Here is a 26,213-nt window from a genome sequence, read left to right as displayed (position 1 = left end):
CTCTTACTATGATGATGGAAATGAACCATTTCTATCCTGCTTTTTGGTATTTTTTTTGATCCTATACACTTTTTATCCCCGTTTACATATTGATGAAACTTAATCTTTTAAAGACATACGGTGAACAGAGCTTAAAAATTTCAGGGTTTAGGAAATCTATTATTTCCACTTAATTTTTCAAACAATAAAATTTTACAAAAAGAGTGAATTTTTCAATAAATAGAGATATAATAGTTTTTAGTTCGACATCCGTGATAAAAGGGAGAGATGAAAATGGTTCAAAGTTTACCTGCACGTTCAGATGTCAAAAGAGAAGAAACGTGGAATTTACAAGATTTGTTCACTTCAGAAGAAGCTTATCAAGATGCACTTATCGCGCTTGAAAAAGAAGTGGATGCTTTCCATCAACAATTCAAAGGTCAGATTAAAGATGCACATTCTGCTGAGGAAGCATTAAAAGGCTATGAAAGCTTATATAAAATGTTTGTTCCACTTGGCACCTATGCCGGCCTTGCATACAGTACTGATCAAACAGACAGTGATGCACAAATGCGTTCTGCTCGATTCGGTTCAGTGTCAGCGAGCTTAAGCAGTAAATTATCTTTTGTGGATAGTGAATTACTGGAGTTGCCTGTGGAAGCTTTGGAAGAAGCAATGAAAAACTCAACTGAATTCGGACATTATTTGAAGAAATTGATTCGCAAAAAACCACATCAGCTTCATCCTGAAGTGGAAAAAACATTGGCTGCTTACTCTTCTTCATTTGATGGTCCTTACGAGTTGTATAATACGACGAAAATGGTCGATTTATCCTTTGAAGACTTTGAAGTGAATGGTAAAAAATATCCGTTAAGCTATGTGCTGTTTGAAGGCGATTGGGAAGCGGAGACAGATACCGATGTTCGCCGTGCTGCATTTAAAGCATTTTCAAATCAACTGAAAAACTATCAGCATACAACAGCGAAAACGTACGATATGAATTTACAAATTGAAAAAACAACGTCTGATTTACGTGGCTATGACAATATTTTTGATTCTTTGTTGTTTGGTCAGGAAGTGGATAAATCATTGTTTGACCGTCAAATCGACTTGATTATGACTGAGCTTGCACCACATATGCGTAAGTATGCGAAATTGCTTCAAGATGTTCACGGATTGGAAGAAATGACTTTTGCGGACTTGAAGATTCCATTGGATCCTTCATATGAACCAAAAATCACGATTGAAGAATCCAAGAAATATATGAACGATGCACTTGCGATACTGGGTGATGACTATTTGGACATGGTCAACCGTTCATTCGATGAACGCTGGATTGACTTTGCACAAAATAAAGGGAAATCTACTGGTGCTTTCTGCTCCAGCCCGTACGGTTTCCATCCTTACATTTTAATTTCATGGTCAAGCCGTATGAATGAAGTATTCGTGTTAGCACATGAACTAGGACATGCAGGTCATTTCTACAATGCCCATAAAAACCAAAATGTCTTTAACTCCCGACCATCCTTATACTTCATTGAAGCACCATCGACGATGAATGAAATGCTGATGGCGAACCATTTGCTGGAAAACTCGGACGATCCGAAGTTCAAGCGATGGGTCATTTCTTCTATCGTGGCACGTACTTACTACCACAACTTCGTGACACATTTACTTGAAGCTGCTTATCAACGTAAAGTCTATGAACGCGTGGATGCAGGTAAAAACGTCAATGCGGGGATTTTGAATGAAATCAAACGAGGTGTACTGGAAGAATTCTGGGGAGATGCAGTTGAAATCACGCCAGGAGCTGAATTGACATGGATGCGCCAACCTCATTATTATATGGGCTTGTATCCATACACTTACAGCGCTGGACTGACAATTTCTACACAAGTTTCAAAACGTATTTTGGAAGAAGGCGAACCGGCTGTAACTCAGTGGTTGGAAGTTCTTCAAGCAGGCGGTACGAAGTCGCCGGTTGAACTTGCTCAAATGGCGGGCGTTGACATTACAACGGAACAACCGCTTCGTGACACAATTGCCTACATCGGCGAATTAATTGATGAATTGGTGAAACTGACAAAAGAAATCGAAGCAGTACCAGCAAAATAAATTGAGCATAAAAAACGAACCGAACCTTGGTCTATATTTGACCAAGGTTCGTTTTGCTTCTCACATTTTCAATTATTTTCTAACGATAGCTACCGGGACACCCTTTTCCCCAAACAGCTGGAATTTTCCTAGGAACGGCTTTGCTTTAAAATATGTAAACAAGAAGCAACCCATGATAACTATCAAACTTCCCATTCCCTGTATCCAAGTCATACGTTCCCCTAGTAAAAGATAAGCAAGAATGGCGGTGAAAATCGGATTAAAATTCAGGAAAATGCCTGACGTCGTTGCACCTATTTTTTGAACAGCCATGTTCCATAACAACATACAGATTACCGTAGATACTACTCCGGTATAAAGAACCGATTGAATGAAAGGTGTATCCATGTTGCTAATAGTAAAGTCCTTCATATTAAAAGGGATTAACATCATTACGCCAAAAACTCCAGAATACAATGTAGCTTTCAAAGGTGTTGTATATTTCATCGCCCACTTGCTGATAACCGAATACAACCCCCATATACATACCGCAGCCATCATTAATAAGTCGCCTTTATTGAAACCTATGGAAAAAAGTACTTCGACATGTCCTTTTGTAAGAACCAACAATACACCCGTGAAAGAAATAAACATAGAACCTATCTGGAATCTGTTGATTTTCTCTTTTAAAAACACAAATGAAAACAAGGCAATGGAAAACATATTAAACGTTGAAATCAATCCTACATTTGTTGCAGACGTGAAATTCAAAGACAGGAATTGAAAAAGGTTAAATAAAACTACTCCTGTTGCCCCCATCAATACGAGTGGCAAGATGGCTTTTCGGGAAAGCACGAGACTCTTCTCTTTCCACCACACAATTGGAATCAGGCAGATAACAGCGATTAACCATCTCAATGTCGTTAACGTCACTGGAGATGCATGGTCCACTAATGATTTCCCTACAACAAAATTGCCACCCCACAACAAGCTTGTAAACAACAACAATAGATAATAAATGTATGGCATATCATCCACCCCCTCTTCCTATTAAATTAATTTTAGCACCTTTATAGTTTTTACAATATATTATTTTGTCATATCCGTTGAATTCAAAATAAACAAAAGAATATACTGTAGATACTTAATATTATTCCATTAAACACTTAACCAAGAGGCATTTTTGGAATAAAAAAGAAAGAGGTAAAATCCATGGAATCATTGATTAGTAAAGTACTCGATCCAATCGATATTCAAATTCTCGATATTCTGCAAAGACAAGCGAATATCAGCAACGCAGAGCTCGGTCGACGTGTCAGTCTGTCCCCCCCTGCTACGCATGCGCGCATAAGAAGGCTGGAAACCGAAGGATATATCAATAGACAAGTCGCCATTCTCGATCAGCAAAAACTCGGTTTCGACCTCTTGTGCTACATTTTTATCAGCACCGATATCCATCAGGCAGAGAAACTTGAAATTTTGGAAAAGAATTTGGAAGCCCTCCCCGCTGTTTTGGAATGTCACTGCCTGACCGGCGAATACGATTATTTATTAAAAGTAGCGAACAGGAACCGCCATGAACTCGAACAATTCATTCGCAAACTGAATAAACTAGGCATCTCACGAATCCAGACCAGTCTTGCCTTACGGGAAATCAAACACTCCACCGTTTTGCCCATCAATAATCTATAAATAACTTAAATTTTCATTTCATATGAAAAAGCGGCAGTTGAAAATCTGCCGCTCGTTGCATAATAAGTATTAAAATTATTTATACAATCTTCGATGATGACAACTGATGCGGAATCAGATGTTTTTTATAGAAGAACGCTAATGTGTTCAAAACGCCAGCCGGAATTTTTTTCGGAAAGAATCGCTTCGTATAAAATTGTAGATATACCGCTTTTAAATCATTCCATTGGGAACAATCTTTTGTTTGCCTGAAACGAGCGACATCAATCAGCTTGATGTCGTTATTTGCTGTAATAATAATATTCCTTAAGTGAATATCTGAAGGATTCAGCCCCTTCTTTAATGCCATTGATAAAGCTCGATCAATCTCATCAATATGGTCGGAAGTAATGGGAATGCCTTGATTTACACATTCAAAAAGAGTACGTCCTTCTATATAATCCATAACAATATAGTTCTGTCCGGTATCGTAAATGGTCGGGAAATACAAAATACCATGCAGTTCTTTATAGATATCCGCCTCTTCTTTTGCAATGTATGTGAATTCCGGAAAAAAGATTTTAATGGCTTTACTGGAAGACTTAATCCGAAAGACAAAAGCACTTCTTCCGGTTCCTACGAGTGTCAATATATTGTCATAACTGAGAAGTCGATTTTTTTTTGCGGAAATGACAACTGAATTTGCAAGTTCTTGATAAGTTTTCAAACTTAGACCCCCCCTTTCTATTATAATCAACAAAAAGAGACGTTATAACTAAAAGACCTCACCAAATAATTGGTAAGGTCTCGCAAACAACTTAATGTTAGTTGCAATCAAAGCCGAGAAAAAATAACCTAATTAAAGTTGCGCCCTTGCTTATTGGCAATGTCATGCGTCAAATCATTTAACTTCTGTTCATTTTGGTTTGCATTGGATTGATTGTTCAATTCTTTTTCGCCTTGAATATCCTGCAGTTGATTATCGCGATTCTGATCCACACGATTGTCGTGCAATTTTTGATTTTGTTTTAACTCTTTTTCGTTTTCTTCTTGCTGTTTCTGCCGTTTTTCAATTTCTATAGGCTCTGGCTCAAATTCAGGAAACTTCTCTTTTTCACTCATGGTAAATGCCTCCTTTAGAATCTTCATCTTATGCTTATTATTCCCTTCAATTTGAAGGTAAAACATATGGCTTGTAAAACATATTTAATGTCCAATATATATTGACTTACAGAAACATTTTTATACAAACAACAGGAGGTTCTTCATGGTATATACATATATTGACGGTATTCCCGATGAAAAGTATATGATTGGCATTCAACAACTTCATCAACACGTGTTCGAGGGGGCAAAACTCTCACTAGAGGAATTGCAGAACAAGCAAAACCTACTTACATGCCTTGCAGTTTCCAATGATGAAGTAATCGGTTTTAAAATCGGATATGAACTCAGCCCCGATATATTTTATAGCTGGCTTGGCGGTGTTCACAGTTCTTATCGCGAACAAGGAATTGCTTCCAAACTAATGGCACTCCAACATAAGCTACTTAAGAATGCCGAATACAAAACGGTTCAAACGAAATCCCGAAATACTCGAAAAGAAATGCTGATTCTTAACATCAAACATGGTTTTGATATCATTTCCACGTATACGAGTGCTAAAGGGAAACATAAGATTATTTTGGAGAAAGATTTATAAGAAATTCACTATCCTTATCGTCATCATTTTACGGATAAATAATTGTAAGAGTCGTCTCATCCTTTCGACTGAAATGTGCGTGATAATGCTTATATTACCAACGATAGTGGTAGACTCATGGTAGACACTTAATGGACAAGGGGCTCGATTAATATGAAAGTATATGATGTAACAATAATAGGCGCAGGTCCTGCTGGATTATTTACAGCTTTCTACGGCGGTATGCGTCAAATGTCAGTCAAAATAATTGAAAGTTTACCCAATGTAGGTGGCCAATTAACGGCACTCTATCCGGAAAAATACATATATGATATTGCTGGATTTCCTAAAGTGCGTGCAAAAGATTTAGTAGCCAATTTATCCGAGCAACTATCAATTTTCTCACCCACTATCGTCACAGATCAGTCCGTGGAAGATATGACAAGACTTGAAGATGGTACTTGGCAACTGACAACTGAAAAAGAGAAGCACTTATCAAAATCAGTCATTTTCACCACTGGGAATGGCGCGTTTGAACCAAAGCGACTGGAACTCGAAGAAGCAGCCAAATACGAAGGTACGCAACTTCATTATTTTGTAGATGACATGGGAAAATTTGCAGGAAAAGACGTTGTATTATTTGGTGGAGGGGACTCAGCTGTCGATTGGGCACTCATGCTTGAACCCATCGCGAAAACAGTCACTCTCGTACATCGACGTGATTCTTTCCGTGCGCACGAACATAGCTTAGATTTGCTTCATCAATCATCTGTCGTCATCAAAACACCATTTGTAGTGGATCATTTTGAACCAGAAGGTGATACGTTTACACATGTGGCAGTCCGAAAATCAGATGGTGATATTGAATTGCTAAAGGCAGATTATGTAATTGTCAATTATGGATTCCGCTCACATATTGGCAACATGAAAAATTGGGGCATGGAGATGGAACGACATGCAATCAAAGTCAATTCCAGTATGGAAACGACTCTGCCGGGCGTTTACGCAGTCGGGGACAGCAACACTTATGAAGGTAAAGTTAAACTTATCGCCTGTGGATTCGGCGAAGCACCTATTGCCATTAATTCTGCGAAACACTTCGTGGATCCAGAAACAAAGAAACATATGAAGCATTCAACCGATTTATTTTCGCATTAAGATAAAAAAAGAGCAGTGAATTCATGAAGAATTCGCTGCTCTTTATCTATTTATACACTCTATAGCAAAACAGACTCATTACATAAACGTTCACGCAACTTCGTTACCGGTCGATAGAAGAACTGAATCATTGGACCAATCATAAGAGTCACAAAAATAGTACCCAATCCAATTGGGCCACCGAGAATGAACGCAATGACTAGCACGCCAAGCTCCATCATGGTTTTAGAGACAGCCATGCTTTTGCCAGTCAAAGTTTGAATCGCCATCATTAAAGTATCCATAGGGTTACGTGCAATTTTTGACTGCAAGTAACAGGCAATTCCTACTGCAATAACTGCAATACCGCCAACCAACATGGCAAATCGAATTGGAAGAATCGGTGCCTGATAGTTAGCAAAAACAAATAACAACCAGAAATCAATCAAAAAACCAACCGTTACTACAGGTATTACTGCAGAAACATCAATTCGCTCTCTTAACAGAAGAGCATTGATGAAAATAAGTAATATCCCTACAATAAAGACCCACGCACCGACACTTAGGCCAAAAAGATTATTTAGCCCTACGTACATGGCATCCCAGGCTCCAGCCCCTAAATCAGCCAATATTATTAAACTAATGCCCAAAGACAGAAAAGTTAATCCAATTAAATAAAATATAGCTACAATACTTCGATTTTTCATAAAAACTCCTTTACATTCCGCAAAAATGAATGATTGAATCATCTTATCATGAAATAAACTGTATTCCCAATTTTTCAATTCACAAAAAATAGCCTTTTCACTGTTTCAGTGAAAAAGCTATGACATTATTGAAAATAGAATAGCAGTGCACAAAATCGTATGCAGTCCTATTTATGAACCTAATTTTTCTATTAATTCTTTTACAACCATTTTTGGCGTGGATTGTGGATTTTGACCTGTAATCAATTTGCCATCCACCACAGATTTCTCAGACCAATTTGGCCCCGTCTCTACTGTTGCATCGAGCCCGCTTTCCAATAAGAATGGCATTAAGGAATCAAAAGTGGCGTCACGTTCTTCCGCAACGGTAAATGCACTGACCCGCTTCCCTTCAATCAATGGTTCGCCATTTGAAAGCGTTGCACCTACTAATCCAGCTGGACCATGACAAACTGACACTACGTATTTATCCGCTCATCACGAATAGGGATTACATCGTAGGATTATTTTTAAATGGTTTCTTTCGTATGAGATTCCAAACAGCCATTCCGTCACTCGGATTCTCCCCATGCCATATGGGAAATAGTGAAAAGAAAATGAAATAGAAAGAGAAATAAACGAATTGATACAAGAAAATGCCAGGTTCTAGTTCACGCATCAAAATCAAGCCATTCAACAGTAATATAGCGGTCAAATTAAAAAGCGATCCACCCAAGTAGACCAAAATCAGCTGCCATCTACGTCTCTTTTTAGCCAAAGAAATATATTCACACCAACCATCATAAAAGTACAACCGTCGTATATGTAGAGGTCCAATCTTCGTCAAAATTTTTCCCGATCCAATGTGCATATTTACCTTGCCTCCAAAAATGCGCGCGAAAAACATATGGCCCATTTGATGAAGAATTGTAACAAGAGGCATCACCAAGAAAAATGAAAAGAAAAATTTCCACATATCATTAAATCCAAACATTATGCCACCCGCTTTCTAATATTGAATTGAGGTCAGTTTAAAAGATGCCAAGCATGAATACAAATATTATCCTCCAAATTCCAGTGATAATAAGGTCCACCTACGTACTCTTCAACACCTTTGGTTCGGTATTATTTATCATCTATTTTATATTACTGAAATATGATATAAATTAAAGTTAATGCTAAATTCAAAGTGCAATATATCACATACAGAGTATTTGTTGTATAATGGAAGAAATCATCCATTTTTATACATATTATTTCTCGATAGGAAAGGTTGTTACCTATATGCCGATACCCACTAATCATGCCAAACCCATCCGCATCTCTGCCAAAGAGAATGCTTTTAACCAGTTGCAGCAATGGATTATTGACGGTACATTACGTCCTGAAGAAAAATTAAACGATACGGAATTGGCTCAAGCATTGGGTGTCAGCCGAACACCTATCCGAGAGTCGTTACAATTGCTTGAAGTTCAAGGTTTCGTTGAAATGTTTCCCGGAAAAGCCACGCAGGTCACAACTGTGAGAAAAGAAGACATTAAAGATCTCCTTCCTCCGTTAGCCGCGTTGCAGGCACTGTCTGCCGAATTAGCCATACCCAACTTAGATAAAAAAACGATAGATAACATGGAAGATGCAAATGAACGATTTTCACATGCAATCCAAACAAAAGACTATTTTTCAGCCTTGAAAATTGATGAAGAGTTTCATCAAATTATTGTAGATGCCGCAAACAATCCTTATATCACATCGATGGTTGCTAATTTACAAGCCCATGTACTCAGACAGTTCTTCCATAATTCAATCGTTTTGACGACCCATTCGATTAAGGAGCACGCTACCATCATCGAATTATTAAAAAAACGTGATGCCGCAGCCGTCGCCCAAGTGATGCGGGACAACTGGCTACGTGCAATAGAAGAATTTTATACTCGTGAAGAACTATAAAAAAACCCTCAAATCTTGATACTTTAAAAGTATCTGAGATTTGAGGGTTTTTTGGTTAAAATCATTGTGAATAAGCGAGTGAAGCTTTTCTTACGTAAGCGAGAATTCCTGTAATCACCATGACAATGAGCACAGGAATCAGCCAGCCCAGACCTTGTTCATAAAAAGGCAAGTAGTTTTCATAAAACGAAATGACTGGTTTCATCCAATCGAAATACTCCATGTTTAATGAAGTGCATAACGTTTTCAGTCCATCTATGCTGCTCACCATCAATGTAACGACCGTTGCCGAAACATAAACCATGCGCGAATGCTTAAACAACGGTGATGCGAACGTTAAGATAATCAAGACGATTGCCAACGGATACAAGAACATCAACACGGGAATCGAGTACGTAATAATGTTCGATAAGCCGAAATTGGCAATGATAAATGAAAATGTTGAAAAACCGATGATGAATAATTTATAACTCACCTTAGGGAAAAGGCTATGGAAATACTCCCCACATGCCGTAATCAGACCGATACTAGTCGTTAAACAGGCAAGAAAAATAATGACAGCCATCATTAGGGTACCTAATGTTCCAAAATAATAAGCGGCTGTATTCGTAAGCACTGGTCCACCAGTATCAAATAAACCAAACATTTCGATACTCGTCGCTCCTAAATAAGCAACACCTACATAAATCACGCCAAGTAAGAAAGTAGCCACTGCGCCTGATTTAGCTGTAGCCTTTAAAATTCCACGAGTGGATGTAACACCCATTTTTCGAATAATATCAATGACGATAATCCCGAATACCAGTGATGCTAGCGCATCCATCGTATTATAGCCTTCAGTGAAGCCTTTCATAAATGCACCATTGGCATATGAGTCTTGAGGTGCTTGGATCGAGCCAAGCGGATTAACGATTACCATGACAAGTAAAGTTCCTAGCAGTACTAAAATAGCTGGAGATAATAACTTCCCGATGCGATCAACCATTTTCGACGGATTCAAGGATAACCAAAGTGTTATAGCAAAGAAAATGATGGTGAAGACAATTAACCCAATCTGTTCATTGCCTTCTCCTAAAAATGGAGCCACACCGATATCAAACGAAACCGCACCAGTTCTTGGAATTGCGAATAACGGTCCGATTGTCAAATACAGCAAGGCAGTGAAAATGACGCCATATACTGGATGGATACGGCTTGCAAGGTCTTGTAAACTGCGACTTCCTGAATAGCCCATTGCGAGTATGCCAAGAAACGGTAAACCAATTCCAGTTAATAAAAAGCCAGCTACTGCCAACCATACATTCGTGCCTGCATTTTGACCAAGAGTTGCCGGGAATATTAAGTTTCCTGCACCAAAGAATAAAGCGAACAGCATCAATCCAATGACAGAGTATGCTGATAACGATAATTTTTTATCCATTTTGTTTACCTCCTGCAATTTAAAGATTGTAGTTTATGCAACTCCGATATATTGCATACTGAAACTATCACTGTCGTAATCCTACTCTCTTTTTAAATGAAATGCAATATATTGCATAAAATATTTAAAATTTTTATATAATTAATATAAATATCCGCCTAAATAATATATCTGATACTCCAGGAGACAAAATAATTCCTTATCTGTTGCGCATTTGGCTTGTCTAGACGAGTATGCTTGTTCAGGTAGACAGTTCGGCGATCCAGGTAGACAGAATGAGGGGTCAGGTTGACAGTTTGACTCTCCAGGTAGACAGAATGAGTGGCCAGGTTGCACAAAATCTTTAAACGTTCATATAAACAAAAACGTCTGCCTCCAAAAAGAAGGCAGACGTCTTATTATGATTATGCTTGATAAGTTACCAGGCGTCGCCACTATCCAGCAAAGCCCCGCTCCCACAACAATTACATCAACCTTCATACCAATACACCCCATTGAATTAAGATTTCATTTGGATACCTATTCGAGAAAATATGGACGTTATCCTTTAAAGGTTTTTTCGATATCTGGATTAAGTGGGGGGATATCGAGGATTCGGTGATGGATATCTCCATTTCACATGGTCTTATCCAGCATTCGCAATTCCTTTTCTCCATTTCACCCCACTTATCTAAAATTCACTTTTCCTACACAATTTAACAGTCTGATTTCCCTATTATCACTGTTCATTTCATCACTTTTATGCTATATTTATTGATTGAATTACCATAAAATTAAGGTGGTTAAATTAAAATGGAAAACAATGCTTATCAAGTCTTGTTATATTATAAATATGTATTAATAGATGAACCTGAATTATTCGCACAAACTCACTTGGCTGCGTGTAAAGAAATCGGCTTATTGGGTCGTATTCTTGTATCTCACGAGGGAATTAACGGAACCGTTTCTGGAACCATCGAACAGACCCAAGCCTACATGGATATGATGAAGAGTGATGAACGTTTTGCAGATATGATGTGGAAAATTGATGCAGCGGAAGGTCATGCGTTTAAAAAAATGCATGTACGTGCGAAAAATGAAGTGGTACATCTTGGTCTTGGAGAAGATGATATCAACCCGAACGAAATTACTGGTCAATACTTGTCCCCAACAGAATTCTACGAAAAAATGCAACAGGATGATACAATCGTCATCGATGCACGTAATGACTATGAATTCGATCTAGGTCATTTCCGTGGGGCAGTTCGTCCGGAAATTAAAAACTTCCGTGATTTGCCACAATGGATGCGCGAAAACAAAGAACAATTCGAAGGCAAAAAGATTTTGACTTACTGCACAGGCGGAATTCGTTGTGAGAAATTCTCCGGTTGGTTAGTCAAAGAAGGTTTCGAAGATGTAGGTCAACTTCACGGCGGAATCCATACTTACGGTAATGACCCAGAAGTGAAAGGTCAGCTTTGGGACGGACAAATGTATGTCTTTGACGAACGCATTGCTGTACCGATCAACAAAGTCGAGCACGTAATCGTCGGAAAAGATCATTTCGATGGTACACCTTGTGAGCGTTACGTAAACTGCGCTAACCCAGAATGCAATGATAAAATTCTTTGTTCAGAAGAAAACGAACACTTATATTTGCGCAGCTGTTCTGATGCTTGCCGCATGCATCCACGTAACCGTTATATCGTGGAGCATGACTTAAGCGAAGAGCAAGTTCAAGCTAGACTTGAGGAAGTTGTACGCGTAAAAGGTAACGTAATAGCATAAACAATGGAATTCATTTCCCGAATTATAAAGAGAGACGCAATGTGATTTTGTCACTTCGCGTCTCTCTTTATCTTTACTTATCACTATTCCAACTAAATAGGGAGCCCACACAACAAAAAAGTCGCCACCCCATACATAGGGGTTGGCGACTTTTTACGTTATAAATATTCTTATTCTCCTAACCAAGCAAGACCGACAGTTCCTCTTCCCGTATGAGTGCCTGGCACGGGACTAAGTTCTGTTGTAGAGAAAATAATCTGAGGATGTTGCGTTTGAAATTCTTTTTTCAATTGAGTCGCTTCTTTCAAATTATCCGCGTGGAGGACAGTCACTTCTTTTACGTGATTTTTTTCGGCTTCTAAATAGTCGGCCATTTTGGCGATGGCACGCTTATGACTTCGTACTTTATCGGACAGCACTGCACGTCCTTCATGAAATTTCAAGACGACCTTCATATTCAATAGAGTTGCAAACACGGCTTGTGAACCCGTTACACGCCCACCTTTGTGGAGTTGTTCAAGGCTGCCAGGCGTTAAGAACAGGCGACCTTTTGCAGGCAACGTCTTGATTTCAGAAACGATTTCTTCAAACGTTTTTCCTTGTTGCTCTAACGCCACAGCACGCTCCACCATTTTTCCAAGTGGAAATGATCCAATTTGAGAATCCAGAACAAACGCATCTACTCCAGCTTCTTTTGTCGCCGAGACTGCACCACTATACGCACCAGTCAATGCACCTGTCGCATGAATGGCAATAACGTGCTTGTATTTGTTTTTTATTTCATTAAACAGCTCCAGCATTTCGCCTGGAGAAGGTTGTGAAGTTTTAGGTAAATCATTAGCGGACGCAAGTTTTTTATAAAATTCACTTGAACTGATTTCAACGTTTTCTTTGTAAGCGGTTTCTCCGAAAATAACAAATAACGGTACCACATAGATATTATGTTTTTCTATAAATTCTGTAGTCAGGGTAGCAGTTGAATCCGTAACCCATGCAATATTTGATTGGTTCATGGCCATAGCTCCTTTTAATACCACTTAAGTGATTAATTAAAATGGTTAATTCAGGAAATCAACAGGATGAATGGTGACTCCTTTGAATGTATTAGTATGGTAAGAAGCAATGTTTTTCACAAGTGTAAATATCATAAGAGTAGTATGACAAACGTCATGTTTACAAAGAAATATAGGAGATTGTCATTAACTGTACACATACACTTTTTAAATATCCCATTATATAGAAAAATCCAAACCAGGTAATTTCCTGATTTGGATTCTTGTTGCCAATATGCTGATTATGAAAGTTCCTGATATTTTGCTTGAAATTTTCCTTCTACTACATCAGTATGGTACATCGCTTTAAGGGCGAAATCTTTTTCAAGCTCATGTTCTTTCATGATTTGCTTTAAGCGTATCTTCAGTTCCTCATTTTCTTTTACGAGTTGCTTCATTTTCGATTTTACGAATTTCAATTAAAGGTCCTCCTTTTCCGTTTGTTTTGGTCACGTCCAATTAACCTTGTATTGCTTATACTAGCACAAAAAAGTATCTCTCAGTCATAAACCGAGAGATACTTCAGTAATTGTAGATGTTCAAAGATAGCAGTTAGAATCAAATCACGCTTATATGTTCACTTTTTAAATCTGTGATGAACATATGACCAGGTGCGTGAGTGATCATCAATGGAGGCTTCATATGCATAGCAATTGCTTGTGGTGTCACACCACATGCCCAAAAGACGGGTACTTCTCCGTCTTTAATCGTCACCGCATCGCCAAAATCTGGATGTTGAATGTCCTTTATACCGATTGATTCTGGATTTCCGATATGTATCGGCGCACCGTGAACCGATGGAAAACGACTGGTGACTTGAACTGCCCGAATGACATCCGCTTCTTTCATTGGACGCATGCTGACGACTGTCGGTCCCGCAAATTTGCCTGCAGGCGACGTTTCAATTGATGTTTTATACATCGGCACATTAACGCCTTCTTCATTATGTCTCATAGGAATGCCATTTTTAATTAGCGCATCTTCGAATGTGAAGCTGCAGCCGATCAGGAAACCGACCATTTCGTCAGTCCAATACTCTTTAATATCTGTAGGCTCATCCACGACTTCTCCATTACGATAGACGCGGTATCTAGGTAAATCTGTACGTAAATCAGCTTTGGGTGCAGACATTTTCGGAATATATGAACCGGCGTCTGTGACGTCAATTAGCGGACAAGATTTGGGATTTCTTTGACAGAACAGTAGAAAATCAAAAGCCAAATCTTTCGGTAAAATAACTAGATTTGCTTGAATGTACTCTTCACATAACCCAGAAGTTGGTGAAGAAATCTCACCACTGCGCATCTTTTCTCTTACTTCAGATGGTTTCATCAAGTTAACCCCCATTTCTTTTAAGGCATTATAAGAAGGATGAAAAATATCGAAATAGCGCATTTGCGGCATGCATCACATCAAAGTGAGTGTTGGCTCATACGGAACATGCCGCTAATGTAAATGTACGATTAACAGAGATTTCTATTTAAACAATTGAGGAATTCCTTCAATTAAGGTGTAAACACCCATAATCGACATCGCGATAACAATAATGATTCCAAAAATAGTCATCCACATTGGATGTTTGTAGTCACCTACAATTTTCGATTTATATGCCGCAATAAGCATAACGCCTAACGCAATCGGTAAAATCAAACCATTTACAGATCCAACTAGTACAAGAATACTGACCGGACGACCGACGAATACAAAGACGATAGTTGAAATCGCAATAAACGCGATAATGATTTTTTGATGATGTTTTTCTAACCACGGATGGAATGTACGAATGAATGAAACGGATGTATAGGCCGCACCTACTACGGAAGAAACTGCTGCGGCCCACATTACTATCCCGAAAATTTTATAACCAAAGTTACCAGCTGCCAATTGGAAAACAGATGCAGGTGGATTAGAAGGATCAAGTTTTAACCCCTGTGACACAACACCAAGAACTGCAAGGAACAAGGCAATTCGCATAATAGCAGTAACTACAATTGCAAATACTGCGCTACGGTTCACTTCAGGAAGCGAGTCTACACCTTTGACACCTGCATCAATCAATCGGTGACCTCCGGCGAAGGTGATATAACCCCCAACCGTTCCCCCTACCAATGTTACAATCGCCAAAATATCAATCTTGTCTGGAACAAAAGTTTTCACAACAGCTTCTCCTACTGGAGGATTCGCAGTAAACATGACATATACAGTTAATGCAATCATGATGAAACCTAATATTTGCGCGAATTTATCCATCGCTTTGCCCGCTTCTTTAACAACAAAAATACCGATGGCAAGAATTCCGCTGAGAATAGCTCCCGTCTGTGCAGAGATTCCGAATAAAACATTTACTCCAAGACCAGCACCTGCAATATTTCCGATATTGAATGCAAGACCACCCATAACAATTAAAATTGCAAGAAAGTAACCAAGGCCCGGCAATATATCGTTTGCAATATCTTGTGCCCGTTTTTCAGAGACGGCAATGATTCGCCAAATGTTCAACTGAGCGCCGATATCAATAATAATGGAAATCAGAATAACGAATCCGAAACTTGCAAGAAGGGATTCGGTAAAGACCGTCGTTTGAGTTAAAAATCCTGGTCCTATCGCAGAAGTCGCCATCAGGAAGGCTGCACCTAGCAATAAACTCCTATTTGTGTTTTTCAATTTGTTCTCAGTTTTCATGTGGATCCCCCTTATGATTTATTTGAACTCTGAAATTTTTTGAATATCAATTCCAGATGAATTCAAGACTTGAGAAATACGTTGTGCAAAATCGAGTGCATGCAGCCCATCTCCATGAATACACACAGTGTCGGCTTGAATCAAAACTTCTTTTCCGCTGATGCTTGTGACCTTGCCTTCTTTAACCATTCGAACGACTTGGTGAATGGCTGTTTCCGTATCAGTAATCAGTGCATTAGCTTCTTTTCGGTTCGTCAATGTTCCATCTGCTTGATAAGTACGATCGGAGAAGACTTCATTCGCCGTGCGTAACCCGATTTTCTCGCCAGCTCTGACGAGTTCACTGCCGGATAAACCAAAGAGTACTAACTCAGGATTCACTGCATAAACCGCTTCTGCAATAGCTTCAGATAATGCCGAATCAGTAGCCGCCATGTTGAATAACGCACCATGTGGCTTGACGTGTTGCATCACGCCACCCTCCGCTTTTACAAAGCCAAACAATGCCCCAATTTGATAGACCACGATTTCATAAGCTTCCTGAGGTGTAACTGAAAAATTTCTTCTACCAAAGCCAGTCAAATCTTGAAATCCAGGATGCGCACCAATGCCTACTCCTTTTTCGAGTGCGAGTTTGACTGTTTTGCGCATCGTGGAAGGATCGCCTGCATGAAAGCCACACGCGATGTTTGCAGATGTCACAAAATCCAGTATCTCTTCATCGTTTCCCATTTTGTAGGCTCCAAAACTCTCACCCATATCACAATTTAAATCGACTTGATACTTCATTTTCATGTACCCTCCTTAAATTTAAGTGAAATGGATTGCGTTAATTGATCAATCAATTTTCTCTGCTCAATCATTGCTTTTTGTGCTTCTTCCAAAGATATTTTTTCAAAACGAATGGTTTCCCCAGGCTTCAGCTGGCTCACTTTCGGCAAATCAATAAATGCAACTTGACCTATTTTTGGATAGCCACCAGTCGTTTGCCGGTCTGCCATCAAAATGATGGGTTGTCCATCAGGGGGCACCTGGATGGAACCAAATGACACTGCCTCTGAAAGCAATTCTTTCGGTACTTCTAATCTAAGTTCAGTTCCTTTCAATCGATAACCCATCCGATCGGAATCTGAAGTGATTTGGAAAACTTGATTAAGGAAATCATCTTTACTTTTTTTAGTGAATAAATGTGCTTGTCTTCCTTCCATGACACGCACCGTCGCATCCTTTTGATAGGTGGGAATTGCTTCGGACTTTAATGTCCATTCCACTTGCATAAATGACCTATCGTTTATTTCTTTAGAGAGCTTGTTGATAAAACCTTTAACTTGTTGTGGGGCGTCATTAACCGGAATAACATCTCCTCTTTGCAAGGCTCTTCCGTTAAACCCTCCGATACTCGCTCGTATATAGGTAGACTGACTCCCCATCACTATAGGTACAGCAACTCCTCCAGCAACCGCCATATACGTTCGGCAACCTGTTACAGGCTTTCCAAAAATCAGCTTGCAACCTTTTCTGGCAAAAATCGGGCGCCACATTTTTATGGGTACACCATCAATGACGGGTGATAGATTCGCGCCAGTTAATGCAAATAAACAGTCTTCAAGAAATGTCATATGTGGGCCCATTAATGTGATTTCGATCGTTGCTTTCGTCTCTTCATTGCCGACCAATATGTTCGCCAGACGATGTGCATAAGAATCCATAACGCCACTAACAATAACGCCATATTTTTGAAAACCATTCCTGCCTAGATCTTGAACAGTCGTTTGCAAACCTTCCTTATCAATCATCAGCATGAGTTGTCCCCTCCCATTCTGCATACTCCGATTCTGTTATTGGCTTGAAGACTATAAGATCTCCTGCTTGGAGCAAGCTTGGAACGTCTTCATGCGGAAGGAATAAATCCATCGGCGTCCGACCGATTAACTGCCAGCCACCAGGCGTCTCAATCGGATAAACACCAGTCTGCATTCCAGCAATTCCGACAGACCGTTCGGGGATACGGAGCCTAGGAGTCGAGCGACGAGGAGCAGCAATTTTTTCGGACATGCCTCCAATAAACGGGAACCCTGGGGCAAATCCAATCATATTCACTTCATATGTACCAGAAGAATGAATGGCAATCACTTCTTCAACTTTTAATTGATTATGTGACGCAACAAACTCGAGATCCGGTCCGTGCTCGCCTCCATAGCAAACGGGAATCTCAATGGTCCGTTGGTCTACTTTTTCCGAATCATTGTTATTGTGCAGTATCTTGGTTAGACAATCCTTCATATCTTCAAATTGATTGTCGGCAGACACTCTATAAAAAACAGTGACGGTCGTAAATGCAGGAATTACTTCTACAACTGAGTCAATAGAAGCTTGTTCGATTCTACGGGTGATTGACCGTACCAGGTTGGTTGCTTCTTTTGTAATTTCTTGTCCAACCTCTAAGACAATTGCTTCTTCTCCAAGTGGTGAATAGGTGATTTCCATCTTTACACTTCCAAACATTTTCTGAAATATACGATAATTATAAAGAAGAATATATAGGGATACAACCGTAAATTAATAAATATGCACATATTGTATTGAAAATACAAATATTTCAAGTTCTGTCGGAATTACAAGATTCGTATGTTTGAACATACACATTTGGGGAAATATTCAACTACAACACTTTTACTAAAATAAATCAGGAGGGTTTGACAATGAAAAGAAATACGATGGCAATGGCAGCACTTGGACTTGGAGCGGCTTTCCTAATGCGCAACAAAGATTCTCGAGAAAAACTTAAAGGGCAAGTCAACGAATTCACGAAAAGTGGTAATGGTAAAGGCATGCTAAATCAAGTCATGAATTCCTTTGATAAGAAAAAAACAACGACAACGATATAAGAATTTTTAAAAAGGCCCTTTACAAAATTAGTGTATAAAAAGAGGCCATTCCAACGTTGAAATTTCAACTAGGAATGGCCGCTTTTTCTATTCAGTTTAATTTATTTTTAGTTTTCTCGTCTTTCTTCTTGATGCCTTTAACGCCTTCTAATCCACTTGCTTTGTCTGCTTTGTTGAACTCTTCGTTGTACAACACTTCCTGCGCAGCGGACAAACCATTATTTTCTTCAGACATTTGCTGATGTGGGGGTTTTCTTTCACTCATTTTCGAATTCTCCTCTCTTACTTATTGAAAACCTTAGTTTGTCCTTAGTGAACTTTCTTTATTCCTCCTATTTTTTTATCAAAGGCAAGTACCCGAAAACACGGGAAAGCATTTTGTGCAACCTGGAAGGCATTTCTGTCTACCTGGAACTTCTTTCTGTCTACCTGGAACTTCTTTCTGTCTACCTGGAGTTCCTTTCTGTCTACCTGGAGCTTTTTTCTGTCTACCTGGAGTTCCTTTCTGTCTACCTGGAGCTTCTTTCTGTCTACCTGGAACTTCTTTCTGTCTACCTAGAACTAAAACAGAGTCTCACACTGTTGATTGATTGCGTCTCCTTAGCACGTACTAAGGAAAAATAAATTACCTTTCTCCTTGACAGAACTTATTATGTACCTTTGTTCTACCAACGAACAGTACGCACTTTCAAGTAATGTAGGCACCAAAAAGTAGAAACACCCCCGTAGAAAATAGTTCTACGGGGGTGTTCGTTTTTTTGCAACTCATACTGTTAGTCTATAATTGCACCTGACACATCGTACAAAGCCAAATCGATATCGACTCGTTCATCAAGCGCGAGCTTCGACAGTTGTGCACCTAGAAATGGTCCGATAGTTAATCCCGATGCCCCAAGTCCGTTGGCGAGAAGAAGTCCTTCCCAACCCGGAACCTTCCCGATGATCGGCAAAAAATTAGGTGTAAATGGACGGAAACCGACACGGGTTTCAACAAATGTACTATCGGCTAATCCAGGTGCCACGGACAACGCTTTGTGAAAGACTTCATGTAAACCGCCTGCAGTGACGCGTAAATCAAACTCTTCATGGTCTTCATGGGTGGCGCCTATTACCATTTGGCCGTTATCAAAAGCGAGAATATATTGATCATTTGGAGGCATTACAACGGGCCAATCATCCGTTTTCATATTTTCCATCTGAAGATGGACGATTTGTGCTTTTTGGGATGAGAGCTGAAATTCAATACCCATTGGTTTTAATAATTGATCCGCCCACGCTCCGGCAGTAATGATTATCTTTTCAGCACTGTAACGTTCATTGCCGACACGAACTCCAGTGATAGCTGAATCATCAAATTCAATTTCAGCAGAGCCCTGAATGAAGGTTGCTCCATGTTTTTTTGCCGAATTGATTAAGGCTTGTCGGAGCGCCCTTCCGTTGACTCGAGCAGCTCCACTAACATAAACCGCTCCAAATTCTTCAGCTAACGGAGGAAATAGAGAACCCGTTTCATTCGGTGTAAGTTGAAGAACTTCTCCAATTTCCGTTGCATCCTCTCTTCTTGTCACCGCTCGTTCTTCCATTTTGATAAGTTTGCTTTGATCTGTATGCAGACTGAGGGCTCCCACGCGTTTGTATCCCGTATCTGTTTCACCATCTTCTTCCAGTTGGGCTATCAGTCCCTCATAATAGGCCGCCCCACTTTTAGCGAGAGAGTACCATGCTTTATTACGTCTTTGTGAAATCCATGGACATATAATACCTGCTGCGGCGTCCGTTGCTTGTCCTTTATCAAAGCGATCCACGACGGTAACTGTTGCACCCGTTTTAGCTAGATGATAAGCAGTTGACGCCCCTAAAATTCCAGCACCGATAATGATATATTTTTTCATGAAAGCACCTTTTCCCAATTGATTTTCTACAATCATTTTACACGTTTGAACACAGAGTCTCAAAATGACTGGTATCTATCTGAACAAATGAGCACTATCAAAGTATTTTAAGGGAAATAACCAAGCTAAAAAAACCCTGTCGTGAGATACAGGCATCTACGCGCCTTCCTCATCGACAAGGGAATTTTATCGTATGACAATATTATATCGTTTCAACTGTTGAGTGTATCTAGATGAGATGGAGTATCAAAAAATGGTGTGATTAATTGAAACATTGTGGCTTCACCCTACTTCTTGATATGGAATCATCCCTTGATATTGATTCAAGAGTTGATCCAGTTCTTGACTACAAGTCACCACCACTGAATGTGTGTAGCCTAATTGCTTAGCCTTTTTGTACATGTCTTTCTTTTTACGGTTAATTTGTTTCAATAAAAGATGTTGCTTATACACTGTCTTTGTTCTCATCTGTTTACATCCTCCAACTGGCTTAGCAATTTATTCATGAAATCACTTATTTACCAACTTAAAATTGTCATGTAAAAGTAAATTTCAATTTATGTATTAACTATTTAACCAATTATTTACTGAGATAAACTTCCTTTTTCAAAATTTTTTTCAATTAAATTATATTTTTTTTCGAAATGACCAAATCTCTTTATTTTCTAGTAGTAATTAATTGGCGGCAGTTTTACACCTGCGGTTTTGTTTGGAGCGGAGTTGATTGAACATTTGACGGGATCGGCACCTTTCAAATGAATTTAACAAACAAAAAACAGGCCAATATCTCCCGGCCTGTTTCCTGTTTCTTATTGAAGTTCATCCATCGCTTCTTTCAGTATCTCATAAGAACGTTTTCGTGCTTCCCGATCGTAAATGTACGTCACAGCCATCAATTCGTCCACTTGGAATGTGTCCTGGAATCTTTTCAGTTGTTTCTGAATTGCATTCTTGTCACCTTTAAAGGAATATGTAGACATACTGCGGACGGCGCTTTCTTCAAATGAATTCCATAAACCGTCCATTGAGTCTACCGGAGGCTTCAAGAATTCCTCTGTGCGTCTCACCACGTTTAAATAAAATCGATTAGTTGAAGTGGAAAGTTTGGTGGCTTCTTCAATCGTATCCGCCGCTACAACATTTACACAAACCATAACGTATGGCTCGCTTAAATACTCAGACGGCATAAATTGATTGCGGTATATCTGAAGTGCTTGCTCGAGTTGAGCCGGTGCAAAATGAGCTGCAAATACGTATGGTAAACCAAGTCTTGCAGCCAGCGAAGCACTTGATGTACTAGAACCGAGAATGTAGATTGGCACTTTGGCATCTACACCTGGAAATGCACGAACTTCACCTTGCTGCTCAATGGAACTGAAATACTGTTGCAGTTCCACTACATCTTGAGGAAACGCAAAAGCAGTTTCCTGTGTTGTTCTACGAAGTGCATGCGCTGTACGCATATCGGTTCCAGGTGCTCGACCGAGACCCAAGTCTACTCGTTTTGGATATATGGCTTCTAATGTTCCGAATTGCTCTGCTACAACCAAGGGTGCATGATTCGGCAACATAATTCCACCTGACCCTACTCGAATGGATTGAGTATTTTCCAACACATGTCCAATAAGAACCGACGTAGCCGAACTAATTACTGCAGGCATATTGTGATGTTCGGTTAACCAATAACGTTGATAACCAAGTTTTTCTGTATGTTGAGCTAAATTGACCAAATCGCCAATTGCTTCTTTATGTGTTTGTCCTTCAAGTACAGCAACCAAATCCAATACGGAAACTGGAATAGATTTTTCATTTAAAGTCATCATCAAAATCCTTTCGCAAAACTAATATCTTGAGTTGATAATATATCGATGAGATTTATACATCAAGCTATCTGCCTACGAGAAACTTCCTCCCTTAAACCACTCATGAGAAAGTGACTTTAAGATGTGTATGATAAGCATTTTCTATAAATAAAAATCAGTTATTTCTGATATCGTTCTGTTCTGATGTTTTTCAGATAGTATTAAAGAGTAGGTTTACGATTAAAAGGAAAGAATTTCCGTACAATCTCAATACGTTTAGTGTACATGTTCGTGAAAAAAGATTTATAATAAAACGATATCATTATACACATGATAGGATTAGTGATTTTACGGATGCAAGACAACATATAATGAATATTTTTTTAGGAGGCAAAAATCATGTTAAAAGATGTATTTATGGCTTTATCAAAAAACCAATTGCTGACGAGTGCAGCTAAAAAATATGGTTTGAAATTAGGCGCACAAACTGTTGTCGCTGGAACAAATGTTGAAGATACAATCAAAAGCATTCGTGAGTTAAACGCGTTGGGCATTAGTGCAACCGTTGATAACTTGGGCGAATTCGTTTTCGAGAGATCGGAAGCTTTGAAAGCTAAAGAAAGCATTTTGGAAGTAATCGAAGCAATTCAAGCCAATGGTGTGGACGCTCACATTTCTTTGAAACCAACTCAACTTGGTCTCGATATCGATTATGATTTCTGTTATGAAAACTTACATGAAATCGTTGCTGCAGCGAGCAAATATGACATGCACATCAACCTTGACATGGAAGATTATGGTCACCTTCAACCTTCATTTGATCTAATCGATACTCTTTCTAAACAGTACAGCAATGTCGGCACAGTAATTCAAGCTTACTTCTACCGCGCACAAGACGATATCGAAAAATATAAAGATATGCGTTTACGTATTGTAAAAGGTGCTTACAAAGAATCTGCTGAACACGCTTACCAAACAAAACAAGAAATTGATGCCAACTACATCAAACTGATTGAATATCATTTACTGAATGGTAAATTCTCTTCAATCGCAACACATGACCACAATGTCATCAACCATGTGAAGAAGTTTGTAAAAGACAATCAAATTTCAAACGACAAATTTGAATTCCAAATGTTGTATGGTTTCCGCAAAGACATGCAAGTGGATTTAGCGAAACAAGGATACAACTTCTGCACATACGTACCATTCGGAGATGATTGGTATGGTTACTTCATGAGAAGATTAGCTGAACGTCCGCAAAACTTGAACTTGGTTGTCAAACAAGTATTCAATAAACGCACAAATACTGCTATCGGAGTCTTTGCTGGCGCTTTCGCATTGAGCCGTATAGTTTCAAAAAAGAAAAAGTAAAATAAGTGTGCTGCCCTTTTTTAAGGGCAGTTTTTTTATGCCAATTCATCATTTTTCACCCATTGTACGGAGTCTTTAGGCTCAAATTAGAAATCCCTCAATTTACCTGTATTTATACAAATCTATCCATGGTAAATTAAGATGTATTTGAAAATAGTTTTATCCATTAATAGGAGGAAAGATCAATGTTTACTAGTCTCAAAAAATTTATTGCTGCTAGCTTAGTAGCTATCCTGGCAGTATCTGCCATCGTTCCATCTGCTTCTGCAGCGGAACACCAATTTACGGATGTTAATTCAAGTTATGATGAAGCTGTCAGCTTCTTTTATGAATATGAATTAATCAAAGGAACAACTCCTACCACTTTCGGAACAGATTTAAATATCAAACGTGGAGATGCTGCTGTCATTTTGGCAAACACGCTTGGTCTTGATGTCGATAATGCACCATCTGCAGGATTCAAAGATTTAAACCCACGTGTCCAAGGTGCAGTGAATGCTTTGGCTGAAGAAGGAATTATCTCGGGAGTATCTAAAGATAAATTCGGTCCAGACCAACTGTTGAGCCGAGGCGCAATGGCGAAGTTGTTGACTATTTCATTCGGACTTGAAGATTATGCAGAACCAACACCATTCACGGATGCTGTTGGGGTATTTACACCTTATATTGAAGCTTTATATGGCTCAGGAATCACAAATGGTAAAACGGCAACTTCATTTGGCACGAATGACAACATCAAACGTGGTGAATTTGCCAACCTTCTTTACAATACAATTATGTTCTCTTTCTATATGCCTTTTGCAGAATCAGCTAAAATTCTGACTCCGACAACGATTGAAATCAAAATGGAAGAAGCTGCACCTAAAGAATATTCAGTTACAGAACTTGCAGAAATGTTCTACATTGAAGCGTACTTCAAAGATGGTTCAGTAAAAGAACTTCAGTTTGTTGGAACTTCATTATCTGATGATCGTACAACTTTAGTAGTTGAACTTTCTGCAGACAGCTCATTGGCTGGCAAAAAAGGGAAAATCGAAATTGACGGATTGAATGAAATTGATTTTGATTACACAACACCTGTTGCACCACCAGTTGAAGAAACAAAATAATAAACATAACTCATCCTCAGATATTAATGAGGATGAGTTTTTTTGTGTTATTTGTCACGACCAGATGGATTTTTACACATTGTATAGGAAGAAGCGTTTAATCTGTTGGAATGGTGGAAACCACTTATGAAAGACTTTTGTACATACAGATTACATGTTGACAGGAAACTCACCTTAAAGGAGAAGAAATACAATGGGAATTCATCGATTTTTTACGAGCATGAACGATTTGGAACGCATCATACGCTGTCCAGGAAAATTTAAATTTGAAGAGCATAATGTTGCCGCACATAGTTGGAAAGTGTCCCAATATGCCATGTTTTTTGCGACGATTGAAGAAAATAACGGAGAAGTCATCGATTGGAAAGCGCTGTACGAGAAAACGATTAACCACGATTTCGCGGAAGTTTTCATTGGCGACATCAAAACACCAGTTAAACACGCTTCCCCAGAATTGAAGCAAATGATTGCCCATGTGGAAGATAAAATGATGGAAAAATTCATATTGGAAGAAATCCCAGAAGAATTTCAACCCGTTTTCTTTCATCGTATGAAAGAAGGAAAAGATGCCTCCATCGAAGGAAGGATTCTTGAATTTGCCGATAAACTCGATCAGTTTTATGAGTCCTTTGCCGAATTGAAGCGAGGCAATACAGACCCGGAATTTATCCTCATGTACCAGGAAGCTTTGACGAAATTACTAAAATTACCGTTACCAGCAAGTGTTGCTTATTTTCGAGATATTATGCTGGAAGACGTGAAACGGGAAGATACGGCACTCGATGTTAAAACATTTACTCTTAAAGTCCTACAGACCCCATGACAAATTTAGCCTGTATCATGAACATACTGGAAACGTAACTATATTTTGATGTCTTAACCAGCTCTGATAACCATGTTAAAATTAAAAGGTAGACGGAAGAGGATGCGCATCGTCTTTCGTCCTACAAATATTTCATATTATGTTCTACACATAACCTACCTGTTTTGTGTTATGTGGTCTGTGGAAAAAACGTCCGGAGTGGTTGCCGG

The 26,213-nt window shown here is 39.0% G+C and carries 28 protein-coding genes; 10 read left to right on the top strand and 18 right to left on the bottom strand.

Going from position 1 to position 26,213, the window contains the following annotated elements; all coding sequences use genetic code 11:
• The first annotated feature begins 273 nt into the window (after positions 1–273).
• Positions 274–2,094, top strand: a complete 1,821-nt coding sequence (gene pepF, locus AC1DSK_RS00245) for an oligoendopeptidase F (RefSeq protein WP_477546079.1) — start codon at positions 274–276, stop codon at positions 2,092–2,094.
• A 72-nt stretch (positions 2,095–2,166) separates the two neighbouring features.
• On the opposite strand, the gene AC1DSK_RS00240 is transcribed toward pepF, so the two are convergent.
• Entirely contained in the window at positions 2,167–3,102 is a 936-nt protein-coding gene (locus AC1DSK_RS00240; protein ID WP_477546078.1) for a DMT family transporter, read from the bottom strand.
• Positions 3,103–3,285: 183 nt separating this feature from the next.
• Between AC1DSK_RS00240 and AC1DSK_RS00235 the strand changes: the two genes are divergently transcribed.
• On the top strand, positions 3,286–3,765 hold the full coding sequence (locus AC1DSK_RS00235; RefSeq protein WP_016428535.1) for an Lrp/AsnC family transcriptional regulator: 480 nt from the start codon (positions 3,286–3,288) through the stop codon (positions 3,763–3,765).
• A 79-nt stretch (positions 3,766–3,844) separates the two neighbouring features.
• Here AC1DSK_RS00235 and AC1DSK_RS00230 read toward each other — a convergent pair whose 3' ends face one another.
• Both AC1DSK_RS00230 and AC1DSK_RS00225 read right to left on the bottom strand, forming a co-directional pair.
• The gene (locus tag AC1DSK_RS00230) at positions 3,845–4,471 is read right to left on the bottom strand and encodes an AarF/UbiB family protein (protein WP_477546077.1); all 627 of its coding nucleotides are present in this window, start codon (positions 4,469–4,471) and stop codon (positions 3,845–3,847) included.
• A gap of 128 nt (positions 4,472–4,599) precedes the next feature.
• Positions 4,600–4,866 carry a hypothetical protein gene (locus tag AC1DSK_RS00225; RefSeq protein WP_477546076.1) on the bottom strand — a complete coding sequence of 89 codons (267 nt, stop codon included), beginning with the start codon at positions 4,864–4,866 and terminating at the stop codon, positions 4,600–4,602.
• Between the two features lie 145 nt (positions 4,867–5,011).
• Between AC1DSK_RS00225 and AC1DSK_RS00220 the strand changes: the two genes are divergently transcribed.
• Both AC1DSK_RS00220 and AC1DSK_RS00215 read left to right on the top strand, forming a co-directional pair.
• The gene (locus AC1DSK_RS00220; RefSeq protein ID WP_477546075.1) at positions 5,012–5,446 is read left to right on the top strand and encodes a GNAT family N-acetyltransferase; all 435 of its coding nucleotides are present in this window, start codon (positions 5,012–5,014) and stop codon (positions 5,444–5,446) included.
• Between the two features lie 153 nt (positions 5,447–5,599).
• A complete protein-coding gene (locus tag AC1DSK_RS00215; RefSeq protein WP_477546074.1) occupies positions 5,600–6,583 on the top strand; it encodes an NAD(P)/FAD-dependent oxidoreductase in 984 nt (327 codons plus the stop codon).
• A gap of 59 nt (positions 6,584–6,642) precedes the next feature.
• On the opposite strand, the gene AC1DSK_RS00210 is transcribed toward AC1DSK_RS00215, so the two are convergent.
• The 3 genes from AC1DSK_RS00210 to AC1DSK_RS00200 all read right to left on the bottom strand — a co-directional run bounded on the left by AC1DSK_RS00210 (position 6,643) and on the right by AC1DSK_RS00200 (position 8,242).
• The gene (locus tag AC1DSK_RS00210) at positions 6,643–7,269 is read right to left on the bottom strand and encodes a YczE/YyaS/YitT family protein (RefSeq protein WP_477546073.1); all 627 of its coding nucleotides are present in this window, start codon (positions 7,267–7,269) and stop codon (positions 6,643–6,645) included.
• Between the two features lie 171 nt (positions 7,270–7,440).
• The gene (locus tag AC1DSK_RS00205; protein WP_477546072.1) at positions 7,441–7,728 is read right to left on the bottom strand and encodes a type 1 glutamine amidotransferase family protein; all 288 of its coding nucleotides are present in this window, start codon (positions 7,726–7,728) and stop codon (positions 7,441–7,443) included.
• A gap of 31 nt (positions 7,729–7,759) precedes the next feature.
• Positions 7,760–8,242 (bottom strand): zinc metalloprotease, encoded by a 483-nt coding sequence (locus AC1DSK_RS00200; protein WP_036659896.1) that lies wholly within the window; start codon positions 8,240–8,242, stop codon positions 7,760–7,762.
• 290 nt (positions 8,243–8,532) lie between these two features.
• Between AC1DSK_RS00200 and AC1DSK_RS00195 the strand changes: the two genes are divergently transcribed.
• Positions 8,533–9,195, top strand: a complete 663-nt coding sequence (locus AC1DSK_RS00195; protein WP_477546456.1) for a GntR family transcriptional regulator — start codon at positions 8,533–8,535, stop codon at positions 9,193–9,195.
• Positions 9,196–9,256: 61 nt separating this feature from the next.
• Here AC1DSK_RS00195 and brnQ read toward each other — a convergent pair whose 3' ends face one another.
• The gene (gene brnQ, locus AC1DSK_RS00190) at positions 9,257–10,615 is read right to left on the bottom strand and encodes a branched-chain amino acid transport system II carrier protein (RefSeq protein ID WP_477546071.1); all 1,359 of its coding nucleotides are present in this window, start codon (positions 10,613–10,615) and stop codon (positions 9,257–9,259) included.
• 792 nt (positions 10,616–11,407) lie between these two features.
• On the opposite strand from brnQ, the gene trhO reads away from it, so the two are divergent.
• Positions 11,408–12,382 carry an oxygen-dependent tRNA uridine(34) hydroxylase TrhO gene (gene trhO / locus AC1DSK_RS00185; protein WP_477546070.1) on the top strand — a complete coding sequence of 325 codons (975 nt, stop codon included), beginning with the start codon at positions 11,408–11,410 and terminating at the stop codon, positions 12,380–12,382.
• Between the two features lie 170 nt (positions 12,383–12,552).
• Here trhO and AC1DSK_RS00180 read toward each other — a convergent pair whose 3' ends face one another.
• The 7 genes from AC1DSK_RS00180 to pxpB all read right to left on the bottom strand — a co-directional run bounded on the left by AC1DSK_RS00180 (position 12,553) and on the right by pxpB (position 18,603).
• Positions 12,553–13,395 (bottom strand): DegV family protein, encoded by an 843-nt coding sequence (locus tag AC1DSK_RS00180; RefSeq protein WP_477546069.1) that lies wholly within the window; start codon positions 13,393–13,395, stop codon positions 12,553–12,555.
• A 281-nt stretch (positions 13,396–13,676) separates the two neighbouring features.
• Positions 13,677–13,853: a hypothetical protein gene (locus AC1DSK_RS00175; protein ID WP_016428547.1), complete on the bottom strand. Its 177-nt coding sequence runs from the start codon at positions 13,851–13,853 to the stop codon at positions 13,677–13,679.
• 139 nt (positions 13,854–13,992) lie between these two features.
• Complete coding sequence (locus AC1DSK_RS00170; RefSeq protein ID WP_477546455.1) at positions 13,993–14,781, bottom strand: putative hydro-lyase; 789 nt, start codon at positions 14,779–14,781, stop codon at positions 13,993–13,995.
• Between the two features lie 129 nt (positions 14,782–14,910).
• Positions 14,911–16,116 (bottom strand): NRAMP family divalent metal transporter, encoded by a 1,206-nt coding sequence (locus tag AC1DSK_RS00165; protein ID WP_477546068.1) that lies wholly within the window; start codon positions 16,114–16,116, stop codon positions 14,911–14,913.
• Positions 16,117–16,134: 18 nt separating this feature from the next.
• Positions 16,135–16,905, bottom strand: a complete 771-nt coding sequence (locus AC1DSK_RS00160) for a 5-oxoprolinase subunit PxpA (protein ID WP_477546067.1) — start codon at positions 16,903–16,905, stop codon at positions 16,135–16,137.
• Positions 16,906–16,907: 2 nt separating this feature from the next.
• Positions 16,908–17,918: a 5-oxoprolinase subunit C family protein gene (locus tag AC1DSK_RS00155; RefSeq protein ID WP_477546066.1), complete on the bottom strand. Its 1,011-nt coding sequence runs from the start codon at positions 17,916–17,918 to the stop codon at positions 16,908–16,910.
• Positions 17,905–18,603 carry a 5-oxoprolinase subunit PxpB gene (pxpB, locus tag AC1DSK_RS00150; protein WP_016428552.1) on the bottom strand — a complete coding sequence of 233 codons (699 nt, stop codon included), beginning with the start codon at positions 18,601–18,603 and terminating at the stop codon, positions 17,905–17,907. The genes AC1DSK_RS00155 and pxpB overlap by 14 nt, the downstream gene beginning before the upstream one ends.
• A 215-nt stretch (positions 18,604–18,818) precedes the next feature.
• On the opposite strand from pxpB, the gene AC1DSK_RS00145 reads away from it, so the two are divergent.
• Positions 18,819–19,004 (top strand): hypothetical protein, encoded by a 186-nt coding sequence (locus AC1DSK_RS00145; RefSeq protein WP_477546065.1) that lies wholly within the window; start codon positions 18,819–18,821, stop codon positions 19,002–19,004.
• Between the two features lie 91 nt (positions 19,005–19,095).
• Here the strand turns inward: AC1DSK_RS00145 and AC1DSK_RS00140 are convergent, their stop codons facing one another.
• The 4 genes from AC1DSK_RS00140 to AC1DSK_RS00125 all read right to left on the bottom strand — a co-directional run bounded on the left by AC1DSK_RS00140 (position 19,096) and on the right by AC1DSK_RS00125 (position 22,719).
• Positions 19,096–19,269, bottom strand: coding sequence for a YfhE family protein (locus AC1DSK_RS00140; protein ID WP_016428554.1), 174 nt, complete (start codon positions 19,267–19,269; stop codon positions 19,096–19,098).
• A 508-nt stretch (positions 19,270–19,777) separates the two neighbouring features.
• Positions 19,778–20,896, bottom strand: coding sequence for an NAD(P)/FAD-dependent oxidoreductase (locus AC1DSK_RS00135; RefSeq protein ID WP_477546454.1), 1,119 nt, complete (start codon positions 20,894–20,896; stop codon positions 19,778–19,780).
• A 282-nt stretch (positions 20,897–21,178) separates the two neighbouring features.
• Complete coding sequence (locus tag AC1DSK_RS00130; RefSeq protein ID WP_016428556.1) at positions 21,179–21,364, bottom strand: aspartyl-phosphate phosphatase Spo0E family protein; 186 nt, start codon at positions 21,362–21,364, stop codon at positions 21,179–21,181.
• A gap of 341 nt (positions 21,365–21,705) precedes the next feature.
• Positions 21,706–22,719 (bottom strand): LLM class flavin-dependent oxidoreductase, encoded by a 1,014-nt coding sequence (locus AC1DSK_RS00125; RefSeq protein ID WP_477546064.1) that lies wholly within the window; start codon positions 22,717–22,719, stop codon positions 21,706–21,708.
• Between the two features lie 378 nt (positions 22,720–23,097).
• On the opposite strand from AC1DSK_RS00125, the gene AC1DSK_RS00120 reads away from it, so the two are divergent.
• From AC1DSK_RS00120 to AC1DSK_RS00110, 3 genes are all read left to right on the top strand, one after another.
• Complete coding sequence (locus AC1DSK_RS00120; RefSeq protein WP_477546063.1) at positions 23,098–24,072, top strand: proline dehydrogenase family protein; 975 nt, start codon at positions 23,098–23,100, stop codon at positions 24,070–24,072.
• 185 nt (positions 24,073–24,257) lie between these two features.
• Positions 24,258–25,181 (top strand): S-layer homology domain-containing protein, encoded by a 924-nt coding sequence (locus AC1DSK_RS00115; protein WP_477546062.1) that lies wholly within the window; start codon positions 24,258–24,260, stop codon positions 25,179–25,181.
• Positions 25,182–25,374: 193 nt separating this feature from the next.
• Positions 25,375–26,004: a YfbR-like 5'-deoxynucleotidase gene (locus tag AC1DSK_RS00110; protein WP_477546061.1), complete on the top strand. Its 630-nt coding sequence runs from the start codon at positions 25,375–25,377 to the stop codon at positions 26,002–26,004.
• Positions 26,005–26,213 lie beyond the last annotated feature (209 nt).

This window comes from Paenisporosarcina sp. P4_B8 (assembly GCF_056402175.1).
This window is presented reverse-complemented; position numbering and strand designations above follow the sequence as displayed.